Origin of the sequence: Trabulsiella odontotermitis (genome assembly GCF_001188485.1) — a bacterium.
Taxonomy (GTDB): domain Bacteria; phylum Pseudomonadota; class Gammaproteobacteria; order Enterobacterales; family Enterobacteriaceae; genus Trabulsiella; species Trabulsiella odontotermitis_A.
On sequence record NZ_JNGH01000099.1, the window covers coordinates 103,764 to 124,690 of the forward strand.

Below are 20,927 nucleotides of genomic sequence, written 5' to 3' on the forward strand. Positions count from 1 at the left end.
GCATGCCATGAGTCAATACGACACTATTTACGCCAAAGTCAGTGAAATGATTTGCGACGCCAAAGATCTGGAACCCGATGCGCTGACGCCCGACACCACCCTGCCCGCGCTGGAGCTGGACAGCCTCGATTACGTCGAGCTGATGGTGCTGGCGAAACGCGAATTTTCAGTAACGCTGACGGCGGAGATGTTTATTCAGAACCCGCATATGACGCTGCAGGAACTCTGCCAGACGATTGAAAAACAGATGGCGGGATAATATGACGCAGAAATGGATGCTTATTACCGGGGGAAGCCGGGGGATCGGTCAGGCGCTGGTGACGCACCTGCTGCCGGAGTGGAATATTGCCTTCACCGGGCGCAGCGAGGTGGGCATCGCCCACACGCTGGAGCTCGCCCGGGGGCTGAACCCCTCCACCTGGGTTAAAGGGGTTTGCTGCGATGGCAGCGACGAAGCGCGGGTGGAGCAGGTGGCGACATCGCTCATTCATGAATTCGGCGCGCCTGCCGCTATCGTCCATAACGCAGGAATGACGCTGGATGCGCTGCATATTCATCAGAACGCGAAAGACTGGCAGACGATCCTGAACAACAATCTGATCTCGATTGTGAACTGGAACCGGCATTTGCTTCCGGCCATGATGACGCAGGGCAGCGGTGCCATCGTGCTGATGTCGTCCGTCTCAGCGATTAAAGGCAACAGCGGTCAGACGGCTTACGCGGCCAGCAAGGCGGCGATGATCGGGCTGGCGCATTCACTGGCGCTGGAGGTCGGACGTTTTGGGATTCGGGTTAACTGCCTGGCGCCGGGGTTGATTGAAGGCGACATGGTCGAGACCATTCCGGAAGCAAAACTGAAGGCGTTGCGTCAGCATATTCCGCTGCGTCGACTCGGGCGCATGCAGGACGTGGTACAAGCCACGGCGTTTCTGGTCGGGGAAGGAAGCAATTACGTGACCGGGCAAACGCTGGTGGTGGACGGCGGTTTATCCGTCTAGTGTCGGCTTAACTGATTAATGTGCTGTACCAGCACGAGCNCGTTCCCTGACGGATTCATGGAAAATTTGCAGCAGCCTGGCGCTGTGCTGGCGGATCAGGTCCGCCAGTTCCGGCGCGATTTCCGCCGTTTCCCCGACACGCGCATTGAATTCCGTTAATAAAGTGACTTCCGGCAGCAGCGACGCCAGATAAATACTGGCCTTGAGGATATTCACTTCGGGGAGGTTTGCGGATGCGCCCTCCTCATTTTTTTGCCGCTTGCACCAGCAGGCAATATCGCTGATGGCTTCGATGGGCGAAAGCACTTCCCAGACCACGTTTTCATCACCGGTATGGGCCGGCGCGGAACACAGCGCGAGCGACGTCAGGTTATGCAACAACCCCGCGATTTCTATTTTCAGGCACTGAACAGGGGCAATGCCCATTTCTTGTGCCAGATATCCTGATATTCGGCCAATCACCAGCGAGTGTTGCACCCCGTGCTGACTAAAGCCATCAATAATAAACGCCAGCATTCCGGCAATATCGCGGAAATTATGTAATGAAATCGAATCATTGTGAATTCGGGGTATTTCGTTGATGTACTCGTCGAAGTCGGTCGACGTCATCATTAACCAAAAATGTTCACAGCTCGCTATTTTTCTGAACGCGTTGATATATTCAGGTTTGTAAAGCGAATGCTCACCCTGCACAATAATATCCGTGATGGCGTCTCTTTCAGCTAAAAGGTCTTCGGCACGGTAGCGAGCAATCAGGACATCGATTCGGTCAGCAAGATAAATGATATGACTTTCTTTCGGTACGCGTTTGCCATTCACCGTTTCGCCTTTACCTTCATCCCAGCGGATATGATGATAACGCACGATTTGCTGTAACGGATTCAATAACGGAACGCTCGCCAGTAATTCCCCGCCAATCGCCGCGTGATCGTTAAGTTCGTTATCATAATAACTGAGCGGCTGCAGCCGCGACTCTTCGTCCAGGCCGCCAATATCATGGAGAAGCGCCGCCAGCAGCGTTTTCCGGCATTGCGCCAGCGTAAAATGTGATTCTCTGGCTAAATGCCAGGCGATAAACGCCGTTCTGACATGATGTAAGTTAAGTCTGGGGTTGATCATGTCTATTATTTTAGAGATGCAAGCCAGTGACTCTATGAGGTTTATATTCATCATAATTAAGAAATTTTAACTTACTTTTGCGCTTCAATTAAGCAAAACCGCACCCATTAACGTCGCTTGCAGCCATACTGCGGGAAGGTGTGGTTACCAAATAAGATTACGTCACCGTTGACTTTCTTAATAAAAATAAGTTTTTCGTTCGTGCCCTCCCCAAATAATAAATCATTAGCAATCTCATCATTCACATTATCAGAATCATCACGGGTTGTTCTGACATGCAATATTTTATATAAATTAGCACGCTCGTTATAGGTTTTATATTTCACTTTGAGCGTTCGCGATATAATATACTTTTTATTGTTTTTCGTGAGCAGTCCGTCAATATTGATGAGTAAGTCTTCATCATTAAGGTCAACAAACACCAGACCTTCTGAACGAGTATTAACTGTATTGATGTTCCGCACAATAGAAAATTGCGATATACACGAAAAAGTCGAATGCCGGGCATAAAGTGCGGTCGAAACGATCAGTATTATGATCACGAAAACGGTTGGCATTGCGATTCTTTTAAACATTGCGCTGTTCTCTGACGTAAAAACTGACGCAGTTGCTTTTTTCCCGCTTACACTCAACGATCAGCAATTGCATATAGTTGCCAATGGTACTTTTTATCTGCTGTCTATATACATAAACATCTTTAATAGAAGAGCAATCTAATGGTTGCGATGCTAAATTAAAACTGTCGGTGACATCCTGCAATGAAAGTGCAGACGGCATAAAAATTCGGCATTTATCCTGTACGACTTTTTGTGTGCTGTTATCGACCCGGCTGAACTCAACGTTAATAAGCAGCAGCATAGACACGAACGCGACGATCAGGGCTTTCGTGAACAGCGGCCGGTAGCGCGTTATGGGATATTGCGCCGGTGCTTCCGCCTGTTTTTCTTCAAGACAAGGGGTCCGGTACTCGCGATCGTTATTGATAATCGCTTCCTCAGATATTTTAAATCCGATACGCGGTACCGTGACGATGATTTCTTTTTCCACGCCAAGATCGCACAGGTTTCTGCGCAGCGTAGAAATATATTGATTCAGGTTGCTGTTTGACGCCCGTGCGCCATATTTATCAAACACCGACTGGAAAATTTCGTTTCGTGACAATAGATCGCCGTGATGATCAAGCAATTCCGCCAGCAGGCGGGTCGACGTCTGGGATAATTCAATGCAATCCCCGGTCAACACGTTAACGAGTGAGGCATCCTCGGTGTCAAAAGTAATAAATCCTTCTATATCGAACCTCATGTCACCTCCATACCAAACCGCATTTCCTTTTTCTACATAGAGCTTTCTTAATAAAACTAAGTAAATATCAGATAAAAACTCTATTTGCACGTCAATCTTCAGCTAACGTTGCTAGTCAGCCGGACGGAGTTGCATACTGTAAACTCCTTTAAAACCCTGGAGTCTGCAAAATGAAACTCTCACTGTGTTCTTACAACTCAGGTGCGTTACATCAGGACTACAACGCTCCTCTGGACAATCTACAGCGGTTGACGGTGGAAACGGGAATAAGTGGCTTCGCAACGGTCAGGGTTCCGGAACAAGTATTTATTCTCGATCTACTAAATAAGCATAGCACTGCAGGTCTGTCTACAAGGGAACTTGCCGACCAGTGCGGCATTTCAATTTATAAAGTCAGGCATTTGTTACTACCGCTGGAAAAATATGGTCAGGTCATCCGGGATAAGATGCAAAAGCACCATCAGTGGTTTTTATCAAAAGAGACCGCAGATATTAACGAAGATTCTAACAAGGAGCATTATCGGTTGCAACAATGAGAGATAAATCAACCACATATACTTCGGATATTTGAAATGAGAAATTAAGATCTCGCGGAGAGTGTAGAAAGTTCTTAATACAACATAAATCCAGTAACGTTATTTTACATTTTCCATTGATTTGTTTTCTCAACCCTGCCACCAAAGTGTTATTTAAACATATTTGTTAATGGAAAGTGAAATGTGATAATTATCCCTTTTTTCTTCCCCGACTGACGATTACGCGCTGCTTAACCTTTTTTGACTTTGTTCTTAAATTGTGACGATGCCCCTTTACCGGGGCATCTTTTTTCAGTTTTTCGGATTTCCAGTGTTGCGTAAATCGATTTTTCTGGCGGAGTAAAATGCACCGACAGAAATGCCTATCTCGAACCCACTGGTCCGCCGTGTTGTGGATTTAAGCTCCTTCAGCGTGACGCCGACAATTTCCCCCGCGACAACCCGCCGTTTTATTTCGCTGGCGCTGAGGAAAAGTTGTTTCCTGAGAATCGACAACAGACTGACCTGAAACGAACAACGTAGCCTGACGGTAATCTTCAGCCGTTTATTGCAGAGGTGACCGGCGGACCACTGCTCCCGAACCTGAAATTCAGGCACCCCTGACAGCTCGACATTATTGCGCTTCAGGATCTGATCATCATGAGAAAAATACTCAAGCGTTGCTTTATCATTCGCCATGATCCTGCTGTAGAGATCGCGATTAATGCGACTCACCGGCAGGCGCGAGAACAGGCTGATATTCCAGGTGTATTCGCAATGGGTACATTTATAAATACTCCAGACATCGAGTATCTTTTTCTGTGAATTCATTCGAAACGCCCCGGCAGGGAGAAAATCGCGTTTTGTGTTGCACGCCGGGCAGCGTCTGGCAATCCGTTGGTAGCCCACAGGGCTGACCGTCCATGTGACTTGCATACTGTACCTTTCTTTAACCCATACAAAACTGAGTCCGTTAAAAAACGAACCATTACGTTTGTTATGCGAAAAATATCGGAGCGATACTTTTCAGCGGGTTAAGAAAAGATTTCCAGCACAACAGTCCCTTGTTTTATGAGTGAGTGCAGAGCGTATCAGTCCCTAAGCGAAACATATATACGTTTCGTCAATGATTGTGACGTTCTCATCAGGATTGTTTGATCTGACACGGCATTCCAGGGGCGGGAAAATAAGTATATTTATTAACCACAAACACCACACAAGGAGAGTACCATGCCAACATTCGATAAGTTCTGTGAGGCTTGCGGCGTACCGATGTCCGTGATGGACCAGCCGAGCGCCAGCGATAAATATTGCTACTATTGCAGCGACAAAGAAGGGAACCTGAAACCCTGGGAAGAAGCCGTTGCCGGTACGGCGGAGTTTCTCGACAGCTGGCAGCATGTCGGCCCCGAAGAGGCCCGCAAGCGCGCGAAGCGATACCTGACCGCGATGCCAGCCTGGGCGCACAAAGCGGACGACTAACCCCACCGTGGCCGCTTCCAGCCGTCAGGCTGTCGTCATCCTGCATGAAATCTATGGCATCAACGCGCACATCCAGCGTGCGCGCGAGACGTGGCAAGGGCGTGGATTCGACGTGTTTACCCCCGCCCTATTTCCCCACACCGCGCCTTTTACTTATGCGCAGCAGGAGATGGCGTATCGCCATTTTACACAGCAGGTCGGCTTTGACCCTGCGCCGGTCGTCTCGCTGCTTGAGACGTTACGCGCGCAGTACACCACGCTTATCGTCGTCGGTTACAGCGTCGGCGCTACCCTCGCCTGGCTGGCCGCCCGAAGCGGATTGTGCGACGGCGTGATTTGCCACTACGGCTCCCNCCGGCGTTTGACACCAGCGTGCTGCAGCAAACGCTGGCGCAGTTCCCGTTGGTGCAGTGCTGCATGTTCGATGCGCATCATGGGTTTTGCGATGCGGAGAGCGCGACGTTTGATGAGGGGATGGCAAGGGGTGCGAGGGAGCGGGTTTGGGAGTTTGTTGGGTGTATTTGTGTGTGGAAAAGGATTGTCTGACTTCCATTTATCACTATCAGTTGCTACGAAACTCGTAGTATCCAGCCTCAAAATCACCTTCTAAAATCAAATCGTTAACTGAACAAATAACGATGGAGGGATTCATTATGCACGACTGGCATCCGGCAGATATCATCGCGGGTTTACGTAAAAAAGGAACATCTTTGGCTGCGCTGTCACGTTCAGCGGGGTTGAGTTCTTCGACACTGGCTAATGCGCTGTCGCGACCATGGCCGAAGGGTGAGTATTTGATTGCAGAGGCGCTGGGGAAGCATCCATCAGCGATATGGCCAAGCCGGTATTATAAGGATGGGGTGATGGTTGAGAGAAAGGAGTTGATGCGGGGAAGGCGGGGGTAAGGGGTTTTGAGGCACAGGGAGGTGCTTGCTTTATTAGCCGAATTAGGGTGTGTGGGGAAGGCCGCACCGAGATTTAAGCCATAACCTATTGAAAAAAATAATTTTATAAAAACAATCAATCACAATGTATACTCACATGTATACTCAACGCGATTCCCTGTGAATACAGCTAGCTAAAAACTACTCTTCATCCTCTTCCACAGGCTCCAGCGCGCCAAGTACGACTCGCACCATGGCAATAGAACCAATACGGATAAAAGCATCTTCACCGTCTTCATCGGTTAACATATAACGATCTGTGGTTTCAGGTTCGCAGTCCAGCTTTTCAAAGAACGCATTCAACTGACCGATATCATCCGTCTCTTCGTTTTGCGGTGCATCAGGCTCAACGCTCAGTGGAATCACTGGGCCACCGTTCACCAAGGTGATATGGACATTAAAATAATCATCTTCGTAATCATCATCTTCTTCAGCAACGATTGGCGGTAGGCCATCAGACAAGAACTGGTGAAATACCACTTCACGCATATTTAACGCATAGCGATACTGGTCCGAGTCAAAGACAAAAAACCGCTCTACATTTGGGCTAGCTGTTTCCTGGAAATAATAATAAAACCGCCGCTTATCCGCAGCAGAGATGGGCAATAATAAATAGTCCTGCAGCCCCTGTAGCCAAAGTTTTACGGTCCAGAGACCGCTATCCATTTCAATGCCACTTGTAGCTATTACCTCAAGATCTTCATCGGTTTTACGACGCTTCTTACGGAAGTCGTCTATCAACCGATCGCTTTCCGGGAACACGACGTTTAGAGGTTTATCCAGAGCATTGCATATTGCCTGAGCAAGGCCCAACTTTGCTGCAACCTTCCCGGTTTCGATGCGCTGGATTTGCTGCTGGCTGGTGCCGACCATAAACGCCAGTTCGCGCTGAGTGATCGACAATTGGGTACGAAGCTGTTTGATGTTGTTCTGTAACATGGCATCGCTCTTCTGATGAGATTGGTGACAAGCATTAAAACACAAAAAAGCGTAAATACACATTTATGTGTTTTCAGATGAAGATTCGAAATAAGTGTGGAAGATTTGAAAGACCATTGCCCAAAAGAGAAGACCTTTTACACTCACTTAGCAGCCAGCATTCCCGGATAGTGCTTCGCGATGATATCGTTCATCTTCTCTACCAAATCCATACGCTTAAACGTGATATGTCCGCTCCCCTTCTGAAAATAGCGAATAGTAAATAGCTCATCCTCAAAGACCTGCTGATGCGGGTTATCGCGAATAAAATCCATCAGTCGGATAGTCACATCGTGCCGGTTATCGGGAATGGTTTTACCATCCAGCATGAACAACATGCGCTCCAGATCGGCTAACTGGTCACGCCGCCAGCCCCAATTCAGGCCACAGCCCCATTTATCGTACTTCACCAGATTGTTAACGATAATCTTCTTGCCGAAGTAACAGGGGTTATTGGTTTTGTAATCCCAGCTTAATCCCCTGAACACATTGATGATGCCACGCTCAAAGACCTCCTGTTTGTTGTGATGAAGCTGCTCAAAGGTACTCAGGATATTCGCTTCGCTGACCACCGGAATGTCCTCCTTTTCCAGGCTGTTGTACCACTGCTCACGAGCAGCGGCATCCATCAGGCTTAGCATCCCTGATCGCTTCATCAAATCCCGCCATATACCGCGATCAATATTGCGGGTAATGGCTTTCATCGCCGCTTCTGGTTTCTCCATCAGCCAGCAGCCACAGCGGTAGTCCTGCTTCATTGCCCAGTCCAGAGCGGTTTTACCGCTGATGCTGCGAGTCAGCGTCGAGATATCGTCCAGTTGTTGCATGAGCGTCTCAATCTGCGCCAGCACAGCGTTACGTCCGGTGACTATACGTTTAATGCTGGTCGAGCAAATCACGTCGGTATGGTCAGTTAATACTTCGGCTTCAGTCTGCATGTTAAATATCCATAAATAGAAAAGGCCCGCAACGAATGCGGGCCTGGGGTTATGCGTCAGTGGGGTTAGCGGGATTGCGGGTAAAACAGGGAGCGAAACCATCGATCGATGTAACCGATCGATTTTCGAAAATTGATCTGCAAAATGAATTATCCATCCGTGCAGTCCCTGTGCCAGAATCCCGAAAAAGAATTTAATTAATTGTTTATCAATGAATTTCCTGTCTTGACGAGGGGCGACCGGCTTTTGTCCTGAGAACACGGCAGTGAAATAACGTAACGGATGATGTGATGAAAAGATGCGCACGCTGTAATAAGAAAAGGTGTGTTCTGGACCGGATTTTCGGGCTCGATAAAGAATTCTGTGACGAGTGCTTATTTGATACCGAGCAGGAAATCAGAGAAAAACACATTATCCCCGTCAGGCGTCAGAAAGATGACAGCGAAGGGAAAGCGTAGTCGGTATGAAGCCTGAAATTGATGTCAGCGTCATTATCCCGGCCTTCAATGCGCAGGCTACCATCGGCCACCTGGTGCACAAACTCCTGAGCGAGCAGATGCTCAGCATGGAGGTGATAGTCGTGGATGACGGTTCCACCGACGAAACGTGGACCATACTCAGCGCCATCACCGATGAGCGTTTGATGCTTATTCATCAGGAAAATCAGGGGGTATATGCCGCACGTAACGCCGCGCTGGCAATTCACGGTGGCGAGTGGGTGGTATTTCTGGATGCCGATGACCGAATTACGGCAGATTTTCTGCAGGGGCGGCTGCGAATGGCCCGTGAATCACAGGCCGATGTTACCGTGTTCAATGGATGGCGAGCCGACAGTACCGGTTATCAACGCTCCCCCGTGCACCACAAACAGCCTTACAACCAGTCTCTCACCGGTCAGCAGTGGATTCGCCATTGTGTGAAGCAGCGGGAATGGCCGCATTACCTGTGGCTGCAGTTCACCCGTTCGGCGTATATCCGCGAACATAACCTGCGGTTCCAGGAAGGCAAAAGCCACAAAGACATTCTCTGGACCATCCACCTCGCTGCCGGTAACGGTCGGTTTTATTTTGCAGACCGCAAAGACTACACCTATATCAGCAATCCCGAGTCCATTACCCACCGTCAGGATTATTACGATATTCGTGCAGCCAGCTATATTGACGTGATTGCTGATATTCTCGCTCTCAGTGCGCAACAGCAACACTGTGCTACCCGACGCGCTCTGGTCAGACATGCCCTGGTGGAGAGTCGCCATTTTCTCGGACTGTACCGCCGCAAAGTCAGCAATCAACAGGTGCTGTGTATCCGCTTTCGCACACGGATAGCCTGTCGCCAGTTACTGCCCGGCATAAGCTGCCTGAGCGATATCTTTTTCCTCCTCAAGCTGGCACGCAACATTTATCTTCCTTCTGTACGCGGATTTCCACAGCCATTACGCAGGGGCGACGTTAACGGAATGGACATCGCAACGCTTCTGACCCGGTCATGGCAGACAGCAACAACAGGTGATGGTACCTTCCGCTCTGCCAGGGATATTGTCGAGCGCTGGTATGATAAAGGTGGCGAGCTTGACCGGCGCGCCAGACGGTTTATAAGGCTGGAGTGCCTGTGGATAGCCGCGCATTACCGCGATACCGAAGCGGTACTCACCCGGCAGTTTCGTCTGCTGGCTGTGTTGCTGTATATGGGCGGTTATTTTCTGAAAGGCGATACAGCAGACAGACTCCCGGAGAGATGCTTTATTTTACTGAACGCCCCGGAACTGAGCGCACTCCCGACCAGCGATATAGCCCATGATATTCTGGTGGCATGCTGCCGCGACCTGTTCCGGCACAGACGTTCCTCTCCGGTCTGGTGTTACCGCCATACTCGTTGTCTGAGTGAACACCTGTATCAACTGATGATGAACCGATAAACGCGCCAGCCCCTGTGCTGGCGCTTATGCCATTCAGAGAACGTTGCCAGTTCGCACGGTCAGTCCCCCCCGTAACTGACGCAGTTCGCAGACATCCTTTCGTGCCTGCTCAATCCATGGCAGCAGTGCGGCTGAATCCGTCCTGTCTTCGTCATTGTCGAAGATAATTGGTGTGTCGCAGTTGATGTTGTCACGCAACCAGTCAATCAGAATATCGAGTGCCGTTTCGGTGGTTAATGTCAGCATGAGATGTTCCCTATGGTTACTGGTGAGAAGATTCACCAGTCGAAAATGTCAAAGCCCGGCAGCAACGCCCCAAAGGCATCAAGGTGAATAATGCCAACGGTGTAGCGACGGATAAGCGTCACTATCAGGCGACGGCAGGCTTTCGACAGGCCGAGACGTTTGAGGCGTAATACCGGAAACGACCACGCCTCCAGGCGAATCAGGTAGCCGGAGCCTGAATAATGGATCCATTCGGACTCGCCATAATCCAGATCCTGATGCGACAGGGCATACAGCAGCGAATTGTCTTCCGCCGTGATGTGCGCGGTGCTGCAGCAGATCCCCGGTAATGACGTAAAAGGGGGCAGAGGTGATTCCACGGTAATCTTCCCCGGTTCATCTGCGATCCGCAGCGTACAGCCATTCAGGTTTACTGCGGCGATCAGTTCAGATAATTCAATACCATCAATATCAACGGCAATCCGGCCCATGTTAAGGGCCAGAACGTTGATGGTGTCGGCTTCCACGTTAACGGACAGCTTCACTGGACCTCCCCGCTGTATTTGCCGCCAGTGATATTGGTGACGGCTTTGTAGCCGCTGCGGGTCATCAGCCCGGTTGCCTTACGGGCACGAAGAATATCGATGCTGCTGATAAGCGGTGACTGCTTTTCTGCGCTGAAGCCGCGACGATCGGTGCGCACCAGGTCGTATTTCTCCACGATAAAATTTACGGCATCGCACAGTGAGATCCCTGCGTTGATATGCTCCTGGATCACGCCATCGTTGCCAAACGGCGTGTCGTTGAGCGTCAGGCCATACTGTTTGTCCAGCAGGTATGTAAGCAGAGTCTGCCAGACGGTCACAGGCGACGGGCAGGACTGCGCCTCCCGTTCTCGGGATACAGGTAAAATTCTCATCGTTAGTTCTCTGTGAATAAAAGAAAGGAATTAATGGCGGACGGATTTAACGCGGTACGTTACTGCCGTATGACATCCAGCGCGGTTTTCAGGGAGTCCCAGTTTATACCCTGATCCGCATCGTGGTGTCGGGCGGCATGGCGTAATGCAGCCCTGGCTTCTTCATCTGTGGCGGACGCATCCACATTGCGTACATCGTCTTCGTACCAGACCGAACACAGGACGAAGTCGTCGTGTTGATGCTGTTGCAGCAGTTCAATGACTTCGCTGACTTTACAGGCGTGTGCCATGGCTATTAGTCTCCGGGTTGTGCTTCAGGTGGGGTCGGGTAAATCGCTATATAGATGTACCCGTGCGAACCGAGAGTGTCGACTTCACAGGTCAACCCTTTTGCGAAAAGCATAACGCTGTGCGAGTGGCGGGGGGTTANGCCTGGTCAAGATGACGTAAATCCGCCTCGCTGAACTGACCGGTGATGCTGACGCGGTCGGCCAGGTAATGCAGGTAGTTGCCCTCCTGGACCAGTCGTGCGCCAAAACAGGGTGTGATATTGCACTGAAGCCCCCACCACGGTTCGGCAATATCATGGTTTACTGGTGGAGTGTTATTCGACAATTGAAGTGCTCCTTAATCATGAGTTAATTCAGGGTAACGCTGCGCAGGACGACATAGGGGCCGTTACGGTCCTGGCGGCGTTCAGCAAAGACGGCCAGCACACCGCTGATATCCGGTACTTCACGCCCGGCGTAGTGGCAGATGCTGCCGCTCCCTTATGCTGGCGGTAAATCGTCATCGCCTGGCGTTTGCTGATAATCTTCATTGCACTGTTTTCCCTTAAAGCCAGCCACGTTCGGCAAACGAGATGACATCCATCCCGCCAACTACCAGATGGTCCAGTAACCGGATATCAACGAGTTCAAGTGCATTTTTGAGGCGTTCAGTCATCTGCCGGTCAGCATGGCTGGGTTCCGCAAGCCCTGACGGGTGATTATGTGCAAGTACGGCCGCCGCCGCATTGTGCTTCAGGCCCGCCTTAACGATTTCACGCGGATGCACTGTGATAGTGTTGATGGTGCCCAGAAACAGCGTGTCGTAAGCAATAAGCCGGTGCTGGTTGTCGAGCCACAGCACGGAGAATTCCTCACGTAGCTCCTGCGTCAGTTGCAGACGAAGCCAGTCGCGTACCGAACTGCTGGTGGTGAAGGCCGCACCGGGTTCGCGTAACTGGCGTTCCAGAATGTTCAGCGCCCGCCGGATGGTACGCTGTGCATACGGCGTCATGGCGGGGCGCAGGTGAGGATGTACTGAGAGGGGGAACATATCGGGTTGTAATGGTGCGGGTAATGTTGTCGTGTCCTGCATGGTCTGAAAGCTCCTAATCGATGATGTGCATGATGGCGTTACATTCCGCATGACTGAGCGCGTAATCCCGCAGACGGTAGTAATGTTCCGTCATGGCATCGGACTCAGTGCGACAGGCATGGTGGCTGTAAGTCATCAGACAGACCGCAATCCCGGCAGCTTCGGCGCTCATGGCCGCACTGTTGCCGTTCATGTCGTTAAACAGTGACCATGTTTCATCGCCTTCAGATTCCGGTGCCATAAATGCGCCACCGTTGCTCAGCGTGTAAAAGTTCCAGACGCCGCCGCTGTAGTCCGCACAGAGGCGGTCCATCCAGGCGAAGATGTGCGGCTCCAGGGTTATCCACTGCGGTATGCTGCCGAAGTGCTGCGGCCAGAAGCCGATGCGGTTCTCGTCGGTTACCTGTGTTGCGGCAATCTGATGCGGAGCCGCAACAGGAACGGTTTCTGCGGGGGTGAACAGTGGCAGAGTGTTGTCAGTCATTTGTGTTTTTCCTCAGGCATGAATACGTTGAATGGGAATAAATCCCCGGAGATGGATTTTGGTGATGGGAGCCGGGGAGGGTTATTTACTGAGCAGGTTCATCATGTTCTCGGCCATCACCCAGAGCGCCCGGTTGAGTCTGACATCACTGTCTATCCCGTTAATGGCGCGGGTGTGACTGCGTTTGCCCTTCGCAGTGCGTCCGGGCAGACCGCCTTTCAGCAGGTTCTCCTGAAGCCTCTGGTATGTCGTCCACAGGTCATCCTTGCGGTCTTCATAGCGTCGGGGTGTCAGTATCTGCGTTGCGGTGACCGGCTGATGCTCTTCGCCATAACGGTACGTCAGCGCAGCATTTGCCAGCGCCTCCTGTGCTGGTGGCGGTAACAAAAGCGATTCCATCGCATCGCGCTTGTCTTCCACCCGGTCAAAGACGCTGAGCACGTCGTAGGCCCCTTCAATAACCTTGCTGACGACATCTCCCCGGTGCGGAACTCTGATTTCGCCAAACGACTGACCACAGACCATGCCGTTGGTGCAGATGGCGCGGAAGTACCCCGGCAGCATCTGGTAACTGGACGAACCGTCGTGCGAATTGAGCAGGATAATTTCCGGTACCTGCGGGCGGTTGATTTGCCCGGTACGACGCAGGCGCAGCATATGTTTTGTATGTTCACGTCGGTTCTGATCGCGGACGCGACTCTGGCAGGCAAAGAACGGTTCAAAACCTTCGCGATGCAGGTTCTCAAGTACAGTGATGGTCGGTATCCAGGTATAGCGGTCTGAACGGGACTCATGCCTGTCGCTCCCGAAAACGCTGGGGACAACCTGCATCAGTTCTTCACGGGTCAGGGGACGGTCGCGGCGGATCTGGTTCACCCGACCAAAACGGCTGGCTAATCTCATACTTAATTTCCTCATGGCCGATGTCACGGTATAAACAAAAAGACCATGCGCTCTGGCGGGCACATGGTCTGTCGGTGTACTGGCTGGTGTGCGGGTAATGCCCGTGGTGCGTCAGTTCCGGGGGAGCCCATGGCTTACCAGATAACGGGTAAACCACTCCCCGGCATCCGATTCAAAATTCCATGCCCGCCAGATTAACTGACTGTCGCGGTCACGGATCGCCAGCCGAAAATGGCTCCCCTGGTCGTCTTCAATGGTGATGTTGCAGTAAAGTGCCGCCACGGCTTCAGCCTGTCGGCGGGTGAAAGGGCCGGGTGGTAACGGCGTATCGTCAGTGTTTTGCACAGTGCGTTCCTGATAATTGGCACAAAAACAAACGCCCTGCCCGAATGAGCAGAGCGTGGAGTAGTGTTGGCTGGTAGTGTTGGCTAAAAGATTGTTTACGGCAGAAGTGTTATTACGGAGGCTGGTTCAGCGAGTATTGCAGACCTTACGGGATATCAAACTTCGCCACGCAGCCGTTATCGCCAAATGCCGGTATCACTCCGGCAGCACCTTTCAGCGTGAAGACCGCCGGTTTTGCACCAGTGCCGGAAACGAACACACGTTTACCGGTACGCAGCTTGTTCCACGCCCACATCAGGTTGTCTTCTCCCACGTGAGAGTCGCTTTTGCTGATATTTGCCTCTTCTTCGTTATCAATTTTCATCGTCAGGGTCTGACCGCTGTCCATACTGACCTGATGGCCGTTTGCGTCGGTGAAGATGATGGTGGCGGCCTGTGCGCCGGAACTGTCGCACGCGAGGTACAGCTGTGACTGCCCCTTGCCGAGGATAGTGTATTCTGCTGTGCCCTGCGCAAAGCCGCTGGTCCAGGTATCGTGGCTACCGAACGCCAGCGCCTGATCTGAGAAACAGAGTGCGAGGGTAAGAGGGAGTATCGATTTGAAAGGCATAATATTTTCCTTTAATAAACAATGAGAAATCTGGAGAGATTAGAGGTCGATGCTAAAAGCGGTTTATTCGGTCACCGTGAAGGTGCCCCGGTCGGTGAATACCCGGGCTTCGAGGAAACTGCAGACCACGCCCGCCGGTGGTTGAAGGTATGTGTGGCCGAAATGCCAGGTCAGACCGTCAGCAAAATGCATAGTGGTGGGGGTAAAGGAAGCCCCCTGTGCCACCCAGCCCTCAAGCCTTTTGCCCTGGTATGTGACGGTTCCTTTTGTCAGCAGCGGGCATTTACCCCGGTTGACGTCAATATTCTTAATCACAACGGTGTCAGTTTTAGCCGTAACGGTGACATTGATACCCTGTATGTTTTTCTGAATATCGACCTTAATAATGTCATTTTCAGTCGCACTGGCAGATGAGGACAGGGCTGCCAGCAGCATCGTGGCGGCAGTAGCGGTATAATATTTAGTCATGGAGGTTCCTTAAGACGTGATAATCCCTGCGACACATCGCATTGATTTTTAATGAAGAAATAACGTAATGACACGGTTCCCCGTGGATTATGTCGCTGTGGGAATTATCATGTACAACGATGAATATCGATCTGTTCGATCGACAAAATTGATCGTGATGAAGCAAAAACGCTTATCGACAGTGATGAAGATGTTTATCTAACCGAAGAAAAATCCCCACAGGGAGAGTGCCGCGCGGGCGACGGTGTGGGTCACGGCATGCAGCGCCGAACGGGCCACCTGCGGCAGCGGGGCCAGGTCAATCACCTTATCGATAACCTCCACCACGGCATCACCGAAGCTGCTGCTGGCGGTGCTGATAACGGCTTCGGTGCGATACCCGTTCTGCAGATGGGGGACCAGCGGACTGCGGGCCTGCTTTGGGAGCCGGGTAATCATGGCCTCCACAAGACGCGACAGACGGTAACGCCCCCGGACGGAGACCGGCAGAATATCTGTTTCAGCGATGCTTAACTGACGGGCCACCGTCTGCTGTTTCTGCGCAATACGTTCTGCCTGTAACGCCGAGGGCTGAGCCGATAACCAGCGCCACTGTTCGGCGGGTTCGGTTTTATCCACCTGATTGAGTACCCACAGCACCGGGGGTAACTGCCCACTATGTTGCGCTAACACATCCTGATAAAACTGCTCTTCCACCGCATAAGCCCGGTCATCGGCCTTGAGCACCCACAGCACCATATCGAGCTGTGGCATGAGGTCACGATACAGTTCACGGTATTCACCGTCACGGGTAACGCTCTCGCCCACGCCGGGCAAATCCACCAGCGTCAGTAAGTGACTACCGAAGCGCAGCCGGACACGCTGTGGCTGACGGGTACAGGCCTCCACGGCATTGACGGCACAGACCTGGCTACGGAACAACGCGTTACAAAGACTGGATTTTCCAACGCCGGTTTTCCCCATAATGCCAATCACCGGTTCATACGTAACGAGCCGGTTGAGCTCCTGCAACAGATGCTGACGCAGCGCATGCGGATAACGCCGCAGATGGCGGCGGATAAGGGTATAGCCTGATGGTTTTTTCATGTTAATTCCGGAATGAAAAAAGGCCATCCGGAGGGGATGACCTGATTAAAGTAAACGGGAGGGAATTCACTGAGGTGATATATATCTGAGATTTTTTTAGTTTTTCTGATTCAGCTCTTGCCAGGTTTTTTCTATCAGATATTCAATCACATCCGCTCTGTTTCGGTTAAAGCGCTTCTCCAGTTTTACCAGTGTCTTTTTTGCACTTTCAGAAATACGAATATTAACCGGTGCCTTATCTGCAACCTTCTTACGATGCTTCATATTCGCGTAACGCTTACGCAATGTATTAAGGTATAGAGCTTTCGTGTCTTCTCGCTCATCCCATAAATAGTAAAGTAATGGTATAGCCTGAGACAGAAGAGACTCACTAAGATCCCACTTTATTATCTTATTTAATAAGTTCGGGTGACCATTAAACTGTTTCCAGACCCATTTGACATCTTCCGGCCCGGCATCTGTAAACCAGGCGAAATCTTTTCGGCGGAGGTCTCTTATATGCGAGTAATCTATTTTTATTTCGTCGAGTGTACGTTGCAACTTGTCAGGTGAAAAGCTGAGCAGGTCAAGAATATATAATCCAGCCATAAAACACTTCTTTGGATTATCTGGCGTTCGGATTGGAAGTTCATTAACAATAACTTTTGAGTTATTTTTATCATGTACTATTTTTTTGTCATGATAACTGTTGCCAGCAAGAGATAAGATCTCATCAACAAGCTGTTGATCTCTGAATTTTTTTAAAAGATAAAGCCAAAAAAAGACACTGGATTTTTCATCTTGGGAGAACCAGGATGCAATTGTTTCATCAACATGGTACTTTCTGTACATTTCCTGGTTTTTTATAAAATTCAGAACGATATCTGATTGATCATCTTCTGTTAATATTTGCTCAATAAGTCTGTTTATGGCTCCATTGAAACGGAGAAGTTCTCTCTCACTCCCTGAAGCATACAAGCTGGCTAGATCAGTATAGCCGAGATACCACAAAATATAGACGCCCTCTCTGATAGACCTTACTTCAACATGCCTGATCATTCGGATCCCTCTGCTAAATAATGTATGATTTACAACGACAAGTATACAAGGAATTTACAACGAAAAAAATGATGTTTTACACAATGTTTGATGGTGTCCTCTGACAGGCATCTTACTTGTTTTATATGTTTTTAAGATGGTTTTATGCTTTCTTACATACATCTATCATGATTATTTTTGTGTGATTTATGGCGGATATCACATAATTAATATTTGTTTAAAATATTAAAAAACAATAAGTTAAGCCTTGATTGTTGATCTATAAACAAGTGTTCGTTATGAGTTTATCGTACAAAATCACAGATGCTATAGCAATGCAAAACCTCCGTGTAAGTCTGCTGTGGGGGCTTTCCTAGCAGAAGCATAATGACGAACACAGTCTGGAATACGTCGGGTGGCGAGGTTTTAAGAAAGTCGGGTGCAGAGGATTTTGTTTCGCTGACAGTGTCAGTGATTTCATTTTTTACGCCACCCTGTAATTATACGAAACGTTACCCATACAGGTTCCGGCACCGGCGTAGCCGTTGTGCCAATATAAGTGACCAGAGGTGGAACACCCATCACTCTGCTGTCAGAGTGGTGAATATAAACGACTCTGAGGTACAGAGGAGTGAACGCAGTGAATGACACCCTCAGAGCGTATTATCGTAAGCGACGGTAAGGTGTGCGTAGCATAACACCTGTACGGCAGCTTACGGGAATGCACGGTGATGTTAATCAGGTGAAGCCGGATTAACTCAACATGCCGGTAAAGCGTCGTGTATCTGCAGGAATACCTTACGACGAGAAAACATTAACCGGAGACTGACTGAACCTCAGAATAAATTGATTTAGGTTATTAGTGTTATTTTATAAAGAAAGCCTCCGATACTCCCCATCGGCAATCCCTTCAACGAGATATCCATCCGCAGAGTTAAGCAGTATACACACAGCGTGATTCATCCCGTCTCCCGTCTGAACCTGATGCGCTCATGCCGAACAGTGTTCTCGAATACTACCCTGAGGATGATATGAACAAATATCCCCTCACGCTGATAATTCTCTGCTGAAGCTATCAGTGACGGCGCTCAGCATTAGCCTGCCAGACTACCCGCTCATATCCATACAGTAAAAAATAACACGCTGCTGTAATCCCATGACCCCTATTCATTACGGGATAACATCATGCTTCACAGTACCAACAGAAATCACCAACCCGATAGTTCTCTACAGAACGTTTTATTCAGTCATCAGAACCAGCTCTTTAGCTGCTACCCGAAACTCTTAATGCTGCGGGTGGATTTTGCTTACCGCCAGAATAGTGATTCATTTAACGCCGCTGACGTAAATCAACTGGTCGCCGATATGATCTGGCTGACGGAACAATGTGCGATGCAGTCAGGGCTGGTGGGTTATGCCCGGGTACTGGAATACACAGAAGACCACCGTCACCACATCCATGCTGCGTTTTATCTCAATGGTCAGCGTCACAGGAAGGTCTGGTGCTTCTGGGAGACCATTAGCACGCTGTGGGAGGACATCACGGACGGAGAAGGCTATGTGCACCGGTGTGAGCCTAAGGGGCATTACAGGGTACGTGGAGAGCGTGTTATCAGTTTTTCTGACAACAGAGGCCGTCAGGGTATGACGTTTATTCTGAGCTACCTGGGGAAACAGTCTCAACGCACAGAGCGGCGTATTTACCGCGTCAGCACAGTCCCGGCACCGGCGGTGAGTGGCAGGGGGGAAANTTCGATTACCTGGCTTCTTCTCCCTTACCCCCAATGGAGAAAAAACGATGACCACACCTGGTAGCCTTCTCTGCGACAAATTTGTTGATATGGCATTCATTACACAGCTCACTGGCTTAACAGACAAATGGTTCTACAAACTGATTAAAGACGGGGCGTTCCCGAAGCCCATTAAGCTGGGCAGAAGCTCCCGCTGGCTTGAAAGCGAAGTGGAAGCCTGGCTACAGCAACGCATTGCACAGTCCCGTCAGTAATCTCTCGAACGCAACCACATCTCCTACCTGATTTAATTCCACCGGTCGTATGACCTGCACTGCTGCCCTCCCCGGGACGGCTTAGCCCTGCGTGTTATCCGGCAAAGGACCAATACTATGTACGCAAAATCTTTTATCGCCCATGACGGTAATAAGCGCCTCACGGGCGCAACCACTGCACAGCTTTACCCTTACGACCGCTACACCTGCCATCTCTGCGGCAGTTCCCTGATATTCCACCCTGAATGGGACACTAATCGCCCGTGGTTTGAACACACACGGGAAGACCTGACGGAGAACGGACGTCACCATTGCCCGTACGTACGCCCTGAGCCGAAGGAGGTACGGCGGATACACATGCTGCGCCGTTACGTACCGGATGTTTTACCGATAGTACGTAAGGCCGACTGGTACTGTTTGGAGTGCAATAGCCACTACCACGGTGAACGGTACTGCCTGAGTTGTCATACCGGGGACCACAGTATCGAAGTTACTGCTAACTAACCCCTTACCTTTTTCCCCGCCGGCAGCGACTGGAATACCTGCTGCGGGAGGAGTTGTACCATGCGAATTCTGAAATGTTATCTGGCGAACAACACCCGCAATCAGTTTGTTAATGCCAAAGAAGCCGCTAAGGCCGGTGATGATGCAGGGCACTGGACATGCGCCAGTTGCGGCTGTGAATTACTCCTGCGTATAGGCGAACCAGGAGAAGCCCCCTGGTTTGAGCACATACGGCATTCAAATGCGCATGGGTGGATCCTGAGGAAAAGGAGCGGGCTCGAGAAAAGAAGCTCCGTCAGGTGGTGTATTCCGTGGACAAAAATTTAAGACCGCCTCAGGAATTGTTACCAACGGTGCTGTCCTGGTACTGCGTCTGGTGTGGACAACACTACCAGGGAGTAAAACTGTGCATCCCGTGTGGCACTGGGATCTACAGTATCTAAGATAAGCGCCAGGAGACTGCTTATCTTTCTTCTGTCAGCACCAGTGCGACATGGTCATAACGACGTAAACAATCCATCTGGCTTTCGTGTTGTTTTCATATCGCAGCCTTATTATTCAGCCCTCAGTCCCGCAGTCCGTGCTGGCGACGTTTTAATCTCATTCGGGCCTGGCGAATGGAGCGGCTACTGCGATCTGCAAACATTTTGCACAGGTCCGGAAGTGCCAGATGGAGATACTTTTCAAGCAATGTTAACTCTTCTTTTGTCCATCTCCGCATTTTCCGGCCTGCGCTGAATACCAGTCCCAGCATCTGAGCCTGATTCCTGATGGCAGATTCGCTTCTTCCGGGCAGACGTCCGATGAC

30 protein-coding genes and 3 pseudogenes are annotated in these 20,927 nt (G+C 50.3%); 12 read left to right on the plus strand and 21 right to left on the minus strand.

What is annotated here, in order from left to right; translation table 11 throughout:
• The first annotated feature begins 7 nt into the window (after positions 1 to 7).
• Both GM30_RS14720 and GM30_RS14725 read left to right on the plus strand, forming a co-directional pair.
• A complete protein-coding gene (locus GM30_RS14720) occupies positions 8 to 259 on the plus strand; it encodes an acyl carrier protein (protein WP_049849214.1) in 252 nt (83 codons plus the stop codon).
• Position 260: 1 nt separating this feature from the next.
• On the plus strand, positions 261 to 998 hold the full coding sequence (locus GM30_RS14725; RefSeq protein WP_049849215.1) for an SDR family NAD(P)-dependent oxidoreductase: 738 nt from the start codon (positions 261 to 263) through the stop codon (positions 996 to 998).
• 15 nt (positions 999 to 1,013) lie between these two features.
• Here GM30_RS14725 and GM30_RS14730 read toward each other — a convergent pair whose 3' ends face one another.
• The 3 genes from GM30_RS14730 to GM30_RS14740 all read right to left on the minus strand — a co-directional run bounded on the left by GM30_RS14730 (position 1,014) and on the right by GM30_RS14740 (position 3,509).
• Entirely contained in the window at positions 1,014 to 2,171 is a 1,158-nt protein-coding gene (locus GM30_RS14730; RefSeq protein ID WP_476691088.1) for an HD-GYP domain-containing protein, read from the minus strand.
• 53 nt (positions 2,172 to 2,224) lie between these two features.
• Positions 2,225 to 2,539: a FidL-like protein gene (locus GM30_RS14735; RefSeq protein ID WP_238582652.1), complete on the minus strand. Its 315-nt coding sequence runs from the start codon at positions 2,537 to 2,539 to the stop codon at positions 2,225 to 2,227.
• A 145-nt stretch (positions 2,540 to 2,684) separates the two neighbouring features.
• Positions 2,685 to 3,509, minus strand: coding sequence for a winged helix-turn-helix domain-containing protein (locus GM30_RS14740; RefSeq protein ID WP_238582653.1), 825 nt, complete (start codon positions 3,507 to 3,509; stop codon positions 2,685 to 2,687).
• An 80-nt stretch (positions 3,510 to 3,589) separates the two neighbouring features.
• On the opposite strand from GM30_RS14740, the gene GM30_RS14745 reads away from it, so the two are divergent.
• The gene (locus GM30_RS14745; protein ID WP_049849218.1) at positions 3,590 to 3,955 is read left to right on the plus strand and encodes a FaeA/PapI family transcriptional regulator; all 366 of its coding nucleotides are present in this window, start codon (positions 3,590 to 3,592) and stop codon (positions 3,953 to 3,955) included.
• Positions 3,956 to 4,246: 291 nt separating this feature from the next.
• On the opposite strand, the gene GM30_RS14750 is transcribed toward GM30_RS14745, so the two are convergent.
• Positions 4,247 to 4,870, minus strand: a complete 624-nt coding sequence (locus tag GM30_RS14750) for a DUF1062 domain-containing protein (RefSeq protein WP_049849219.1) — start codon at positions 4,868 to 4,870, stop codon at positions 4,247 to 4,249.
• A 294-nt stretch (positions 4,871 to 5,164) separates the two neighbouring features.
• Here GM30_RS14750 and GM30_RS14755 point away from each other — a divergent pair, with 294 nt between their 5' ends.
• The 3 genes and pseudogenes from GM30_RS14755 (at position 5,165) to GM30_RS24520 (ending at position 6,321) form a co-directional block, all read left to right on the plus strand.
• The gene (locus GM30_RS14755) at positions 5,165 to 5,416 is read left to right on the plus strand and encodes a zinc ribbon domain-containing protein (protein ID WP_049849220.1); all 252 of its coding nucleotides are present in this window, start codon (positions 5,165 to 5,167) and stop codon (positions 5,414 to 5,416) included.
• A gap of 7 nt (positions 5,417 to 5,423) precedes the next feature.
• Positions 5,424 to 6,026 (plus strand): annotated as a pseudogene (locus tag GM30_RS14760) (dienelactone hydrolase family protein).
• Between the two features lie 43 nt (positions 6,027 to 6,069).
• On the plus strand, positions 6,070 to 6,321 hold the full coding sequence (locus tag GM30_RS24520) for a helix-turn-helix domain-containing protein (protein ID WP_072094117.1): 252 nt from the start codon (positions 6,070 to 6,072) through the stop codon (positions 6,319 to 6,321).
• Between the two features lie 180 nt (positions 6,322 to 6,501).
• On the opposite strand, the gene GM30_RS14765 is transcribed toward GM30_RS24520, so the two are convergent.
• The gene (locus tag GM30_RS14765) at positions 6,502 to 7,299 is read right to left on the minus strand and encodes a helix-turn-helix transcriptional regulator (protein ID WP_049849221.1); all 798 of its coding nucleotides are present in this window, start codon (positions 7,297 to 7,299) and stop codon (positions 6,502 to 6,504) included.
• Positions 7,300 to 7,442: 143 nt separating this feature from the next.
• The gene (locus GM30_RS14770) at positions 7,443 to 8,276 is read right to left on the minus strand and encodes a DUF4942 domain-containing protein (RefSeq protein ID WP_049849222.1); all 834 of its coding nucleotides are present in this window, start codon (positions 8,274 to 8,276) and stop codon (positions 7,443 to 7,445) included.
• A 463-nt stretch (positions 8,277 to 8,739) separates the two neighbouring features.
• Between GM30_RS14770 and GM30_RS27710 the strand changes: the two genes are divergently transcribed.
• Positions 8,740 to 10,191 (plus strand): glycosyltransferase, encoded by a 1,452-nt coding sequence (locus GM30_RS27710; protein WP_338011786.1) that lies wholly within the window; start codon positions 8,740 to 8,742, stop codon positions 10,189 to 10,191.
• 33 nt (positions 10,192 to 10,224) lie between these two features.
• On the opposite strand, the gene GM30_RS14780 is transcribed toward GM30_RS27710, so the two are convergent.
• From GM30_RS14780 to GM30_RS14840, 14 genes and pseudogenes are all read right to left on the minus strand, one after another.
• Positions 10,225 to 10,437 carry a DUF957 domain-containing protein gene (locus GM30_RS14780; RefSeq protein ID WP_049849223.1) on the minus strand — a complete coding sequence of 71 codons (213 nt, stop codon included), beginning with the start codon at positions 10,435 to 10,437 and terminating at the stop codon, positions 10,225 to 10,227.
• Between the two features lie 32 nt (positions 10,438 to 10,469).
• Positions 10,470 to 10,961, minus strand: coding sequence for a DUF5983 family protein (locus tag GM30_RS14785; RefSeq protein WP_049849224.1), 492 nt, complete (start codon positions 10,959 to 10,961; stop codon positions 10,470 to 10,472).
• The gene (locus GM30_RS14790) at positions 10,958 to 11,335 is read right to left on the minus strand and encodes a TA system toxin CbtA family protein (protein WP_049849225.1); all 378 of its coding nucleotides are present in this window, start codon (positions 11,333 to 11,335) and stop codon (positions 10,958 to 10,960) included. The genes GM30_RS14785 and GM30_RS14790 overlap by 4 nt, the downstream gene beginning before the upstream one ends.
• Positions 11,336 to 11,394: 59 nt before the next feature.
• Positions 11,395 to 11,625 (minus strand): hypothetical protein, encoded by a 231-nt coding sequence (locus GM30_RS14795; RefSeq protein WP_049849226.1) that lies wholly within the window; start codon positions 11,623 to 11,625, stop codon positions 11,395 to 11,397.
• Between the two features lie 5 nt (positions 11,626 to 11,630).
• A pseudogene (locus tag GM30_RS14800) lies at positions 11,631 to 11,950 on the minus strand (type IV toxin-antitoxin system YeeU family antitoxin).
• 23 nt (positions 11,951 to 11,973) lie between these two features.
• Positions 11,974 to 12,155 (minus strand): annotated as a pseudogene (locus GM30_RS24525) (DUF987 family protein).
• Positions 12,156 to 12,169: 14 nt separating this feature from the next.
• A complete protein-coding gene (gene radC / locus GM30_RS14805) occupies positions 12,170 to 12,655 on the minus strand; it encodes a RadC family protein (protein WP_049849227.1) in 486 nt (161 codons plus the stop codon).
• A gap of 55 nt (positions 12,656 to 12,710) precedes the next feature.
• Positions 12,711 to 13,181: an antirestriction protein gene (locus GM30_RS14810; RefSeq protein ID WP_049849228.1), complete on the minus strand. Its 471-nt coding sequence runs from the start codon at positions 13,179 to 13,181 to the stop codon at positions 12,711 to 12,713.
• Positions 13,182 to 13,262: 81 nt separating this feature from the next.
• Positions 13,263 to 14,084, minus strand: coding sequence for a DUF932 domain-containing protein (locus GM30_RS14815; protein ID WP_049849229.1), 822 nt, complete (start codon positions 14,082 to 14,084; stop codon positions 13,263 to 13,265).
• 111 nt (positions 14,085 to 14,195) lie between these two features.
• The gene (locus GM30_RS14820; protein ID WP_049849230.1) at positions 14,196 to 14,429 is read right to left on the minus strand and encodes a DUF905 domain-containing protein; all 234 of its coding nucleotides are present in this window, start codon (positions 14,427 to 14,429) and stop codon (positions 14,196 to 14,198) included.
• A gap of 145 nt (positions 14,430 to 14,574) precedes the next feature.
• On the minus strand, positions 14,575 to 15,039 hold the full coding sequence (locus tag GM30_RS14825) for a hypothetical protein (RefSeq protein ID WP_049849231.1): 465 nt from the start codon (positions 15,037 to 15,039) through the stop codon (positions 14,575 to 14,577).
• Between the two features lie 63 nt (positions 15,040 to 15,102).
• Positions 15,103 to 15,507, minus strand: a complete 405-nt coding sequence (locus GM30_RS14830) for a hypothetical protein (protein ID WP_049849232.1) — start codon at positions 15,505 to 15,507, stop codon at positions 15,103 to 15,105.
• Positions 15,508 to 15,705: 198 nt separating this feature from the next.
• Positions 15,706 to 16,593 (minus strand): GTPase family protein, encoded by an 888-nt coding sequence (locus GM30_RS14835; RefSeq protein ID WP_049849233.1) that lies wholly within the window; start codon positions 16,591 to 16,593, stop codon positions 15,706 to 15,708.
• A 96-nt stretch (positions 16,594 to 16,689) separates the two neighbouring features.
• A complete protein-coding gene (locus GM30_RS14840) occupies positions 16,690 to 17,631 on the minus strand; it encodes a hypothetical protein (protein ID WP_049849234.1) in 942 nt (313 codons plus the stop codon).
• Between the two features lie 1,164 nt (positions 17,632 to 18,795).
• On the opposite strand from GM30_RS14840, the gene GM30_RS14845 reads away from it, so the two are divergent.
• From GM30_RS14845 to GM30_RS28225, 5 genes are all read left to right on the plus strand, one after another.
• Positions 18,796 to 19,425, plus strand: coding sequence for an inovirus-type Gp2 protein (locus tag GM30_RS14845; protein WP_049849235.1), 630 nt, complete (start codon positions 18,796 to 18,798; stop codon positions 19,423 to 19,425).
• Positions 19,409 to 19,615, plus strand: a complete 207-nt coding sequence (locus GM30_RS14850) for a helix-turn-helix transcriptional regulator (protein ID WP_049849236.1) — start codon at positions 19,409 to 19,411, stop codon at positions 19,613 to 19,615. The genes GM30_RS14845 and GM30_RS14850 overlap by 17 nt, the downstream gene beginning before the upstream one ends.
• Positions 19,616 to 19,732: 117 nt before the next feature.
• Entirely contained in the window at positions 19,733 to 20,119 is a 387-nt protein-coding gene (locus GM30_RS24530) for a putative zinc ribbon protein (RefSeq protein WP_072094119.1), read from the plus strand.
• 60 nt (positions 20,120 to 20,179) lie between these two features.
• The gene (locus tag GM30_RS24535; protein ID WP_476691092.1) at positions 20,180 to 20,446 is read left to right on the plus strand and encodes a DUF7828 domain-containing protein; all 267 of its coding nucleotides are present in this window, start codon (positions 20,180 to 20,182) and stop codon (positions 20,444 to 20,446) included.
• Positions 20,447 to 20,472: 26 nt separating this feature from the next.
• Positions 20,473 to 20,562 (plus strand): putative zinc ribbon protein, encoded by a 90-nt coding sequence (locus GM30_RS28225; RefSeq protein ID WP_476691094.1) that lies wholly within the window; start codon positions 20,473 to 20,475, stop codon positions 20,560 to 20,562.
• A 122-nt stretch (positions 20,563 to 20,684) separates the two neighbouring features.
• On the opposite strand, the gene GM30_RS27275 is transcribed toward GM30_RS28225, so the two are convergent.
• Positions 20,685 to 20,927: hypothetical protein (locus GM30_RS27275; RefSeq protein WP_420802269.1), on the minus strand; the 243-nt coding region annotated here is incomplete at its 5' end.

Coding starts and splice junctions, on each gene's coding strand:
- GM30_RS14810 (WP_049849228.1), bottom strand. CDS start 13,181: ATGACTGACAACACTCTGCCACTGTTCACCCCCGCAGAAACCGTTCCT.
- GM30_RS14765 (WP_049849221.1), bottom strand. CDS start 7,299: ATGTTACAGAACAACATCAAACAGCTTCGTACCCAATTGTCGATCACT.
- GM30_RS14850 (WP_049849236.1), top strand. CDS start 19,409: ATGACCACACCTGGTAGCCTTCTCTGCGACAAATTTGTTGATATGGCA.
- GM30_RS14725 (WP_049849215.1), top strand. CDS start 261: ATGACGCAGAAATGGATGCTTATTACCGGGGGAAGCCGGGGGATCGGT.
- GM30_RS14780 (WP_049849223.1), bottom strand. CDS start 10,437: ATGCTGACATTAACCACCGAAACGGCACTCGATATTCTGATTGACTGG.
- GM30_RS14745 (WP_049849218.1), top strand. CDS start 3,590: ATGAAACTCTCACTGTGTTCTTACAACTCAGGTGCGTTACATCAGGAC.
- GM30_RS14795 (WP_049849226.1), bottom strand. CDS start 11,625: ATGGCACACGCCTGTAAAGTCAGCGAAGTCATTGAACTGCTGCAACAG.
- GM30_RS14790 (WP_049849225.1), bottom strand. CDS start 11,335: ATGAGAATTTTACCTGTATCCCGAGAACGGGAGGCGCAGTCCTGCCCG.
- GM30_RS14830 (WP_049849232.1), bottom strand. CDS start 15,507: ATGACTAAATATTATACCGCTACTGCCGCCACGATGCTGCTGGCAGCC.
- GM30_RS14825 (WP_049849231.1), bottom strand. CDS start 15,039: ATGCCTTTCAAATCGATACTCCCTCTTACCCTCGCACTCTGTTTCTCA.
- GM30_RS14840 (WP_049849234.1), bottom strand. CDS start 17,631: ATGATCAGGCATGTTGAAGTAAGGTCTATCAGAGAGGGCGTCTATATT.
- radC (WP_049849227.1), bottom strand. CDS start 12,655: ATGTTCCCCCTCTCAGTACATCCTCACCTGCGCCCCGCCATGACGCCG.
- GM30_RS24520 (WP_072094117.1), top strand. CDS start 6,070: ATGCACGACTGGCATCCGGCAGATATCATCGCGGGTTTACGTAAAAAA.
- GM30_RS14750 (WP_049849219.1), bottom strand. CDS start 4,870: ATGCAAGTCACATGGACGGTCAGCCCTGTGGGCTACCAACGGATTGCC.
- GM30_RS14770 (WP_049849222.1), bottom strand. CDS start 8,276: ATGCAGACTGAAGCCGAAGTATTAACTGACCATACCGACGTGATTTGC.
- GM30_RS14815 (WP_049849229.1), bottom strand. CDS start 14,084: ATGAGATTAGCCAGCCGTTTTGGTCGGGTGAACCAGATCCGCCGCGAC.
- GM30_RS14720 (WP_049849214.1), top strand. CDS start 8: ATGAGTCAATACGACACTATTTACGCCAAAGTCAGTGAAATGATTTGC.
- GM30_RS24535 (WP_476691092.1), top strand. CDS start 20,180: ATGCGAATTCTGAAATGTTATCTGGCGAACAACACCCGCAATCAGTTT.
- GM30_RS14835 (WP_049849233.1), bottom strand. CDS start 16,593: ATGAAAAAACCATCAGGCTATACCCTTATCCGCCGCCATCTGCGGCGT.
- GM30_RS14755 (WP_049849220.1), top strand. CDS start 5,165: ATGCCAACATTCGATAAGTTCTGTGAGGCTTGCGGCGTACCGATGTCC.
- GM30_RS27710 (WP_338011786.1), top strand. CDS start 8,740: ATGAAGCCTGAAATTGATGTCAGCGTCATTATCCCGGCCTTCAATGCG.
- GM30_RS24530 (WP_072094119.1), top strand. CDS start 19,733: ATGTACGCAAAATCTTTTATCGCCCATGACGGTAATAAGCGCCTCACG.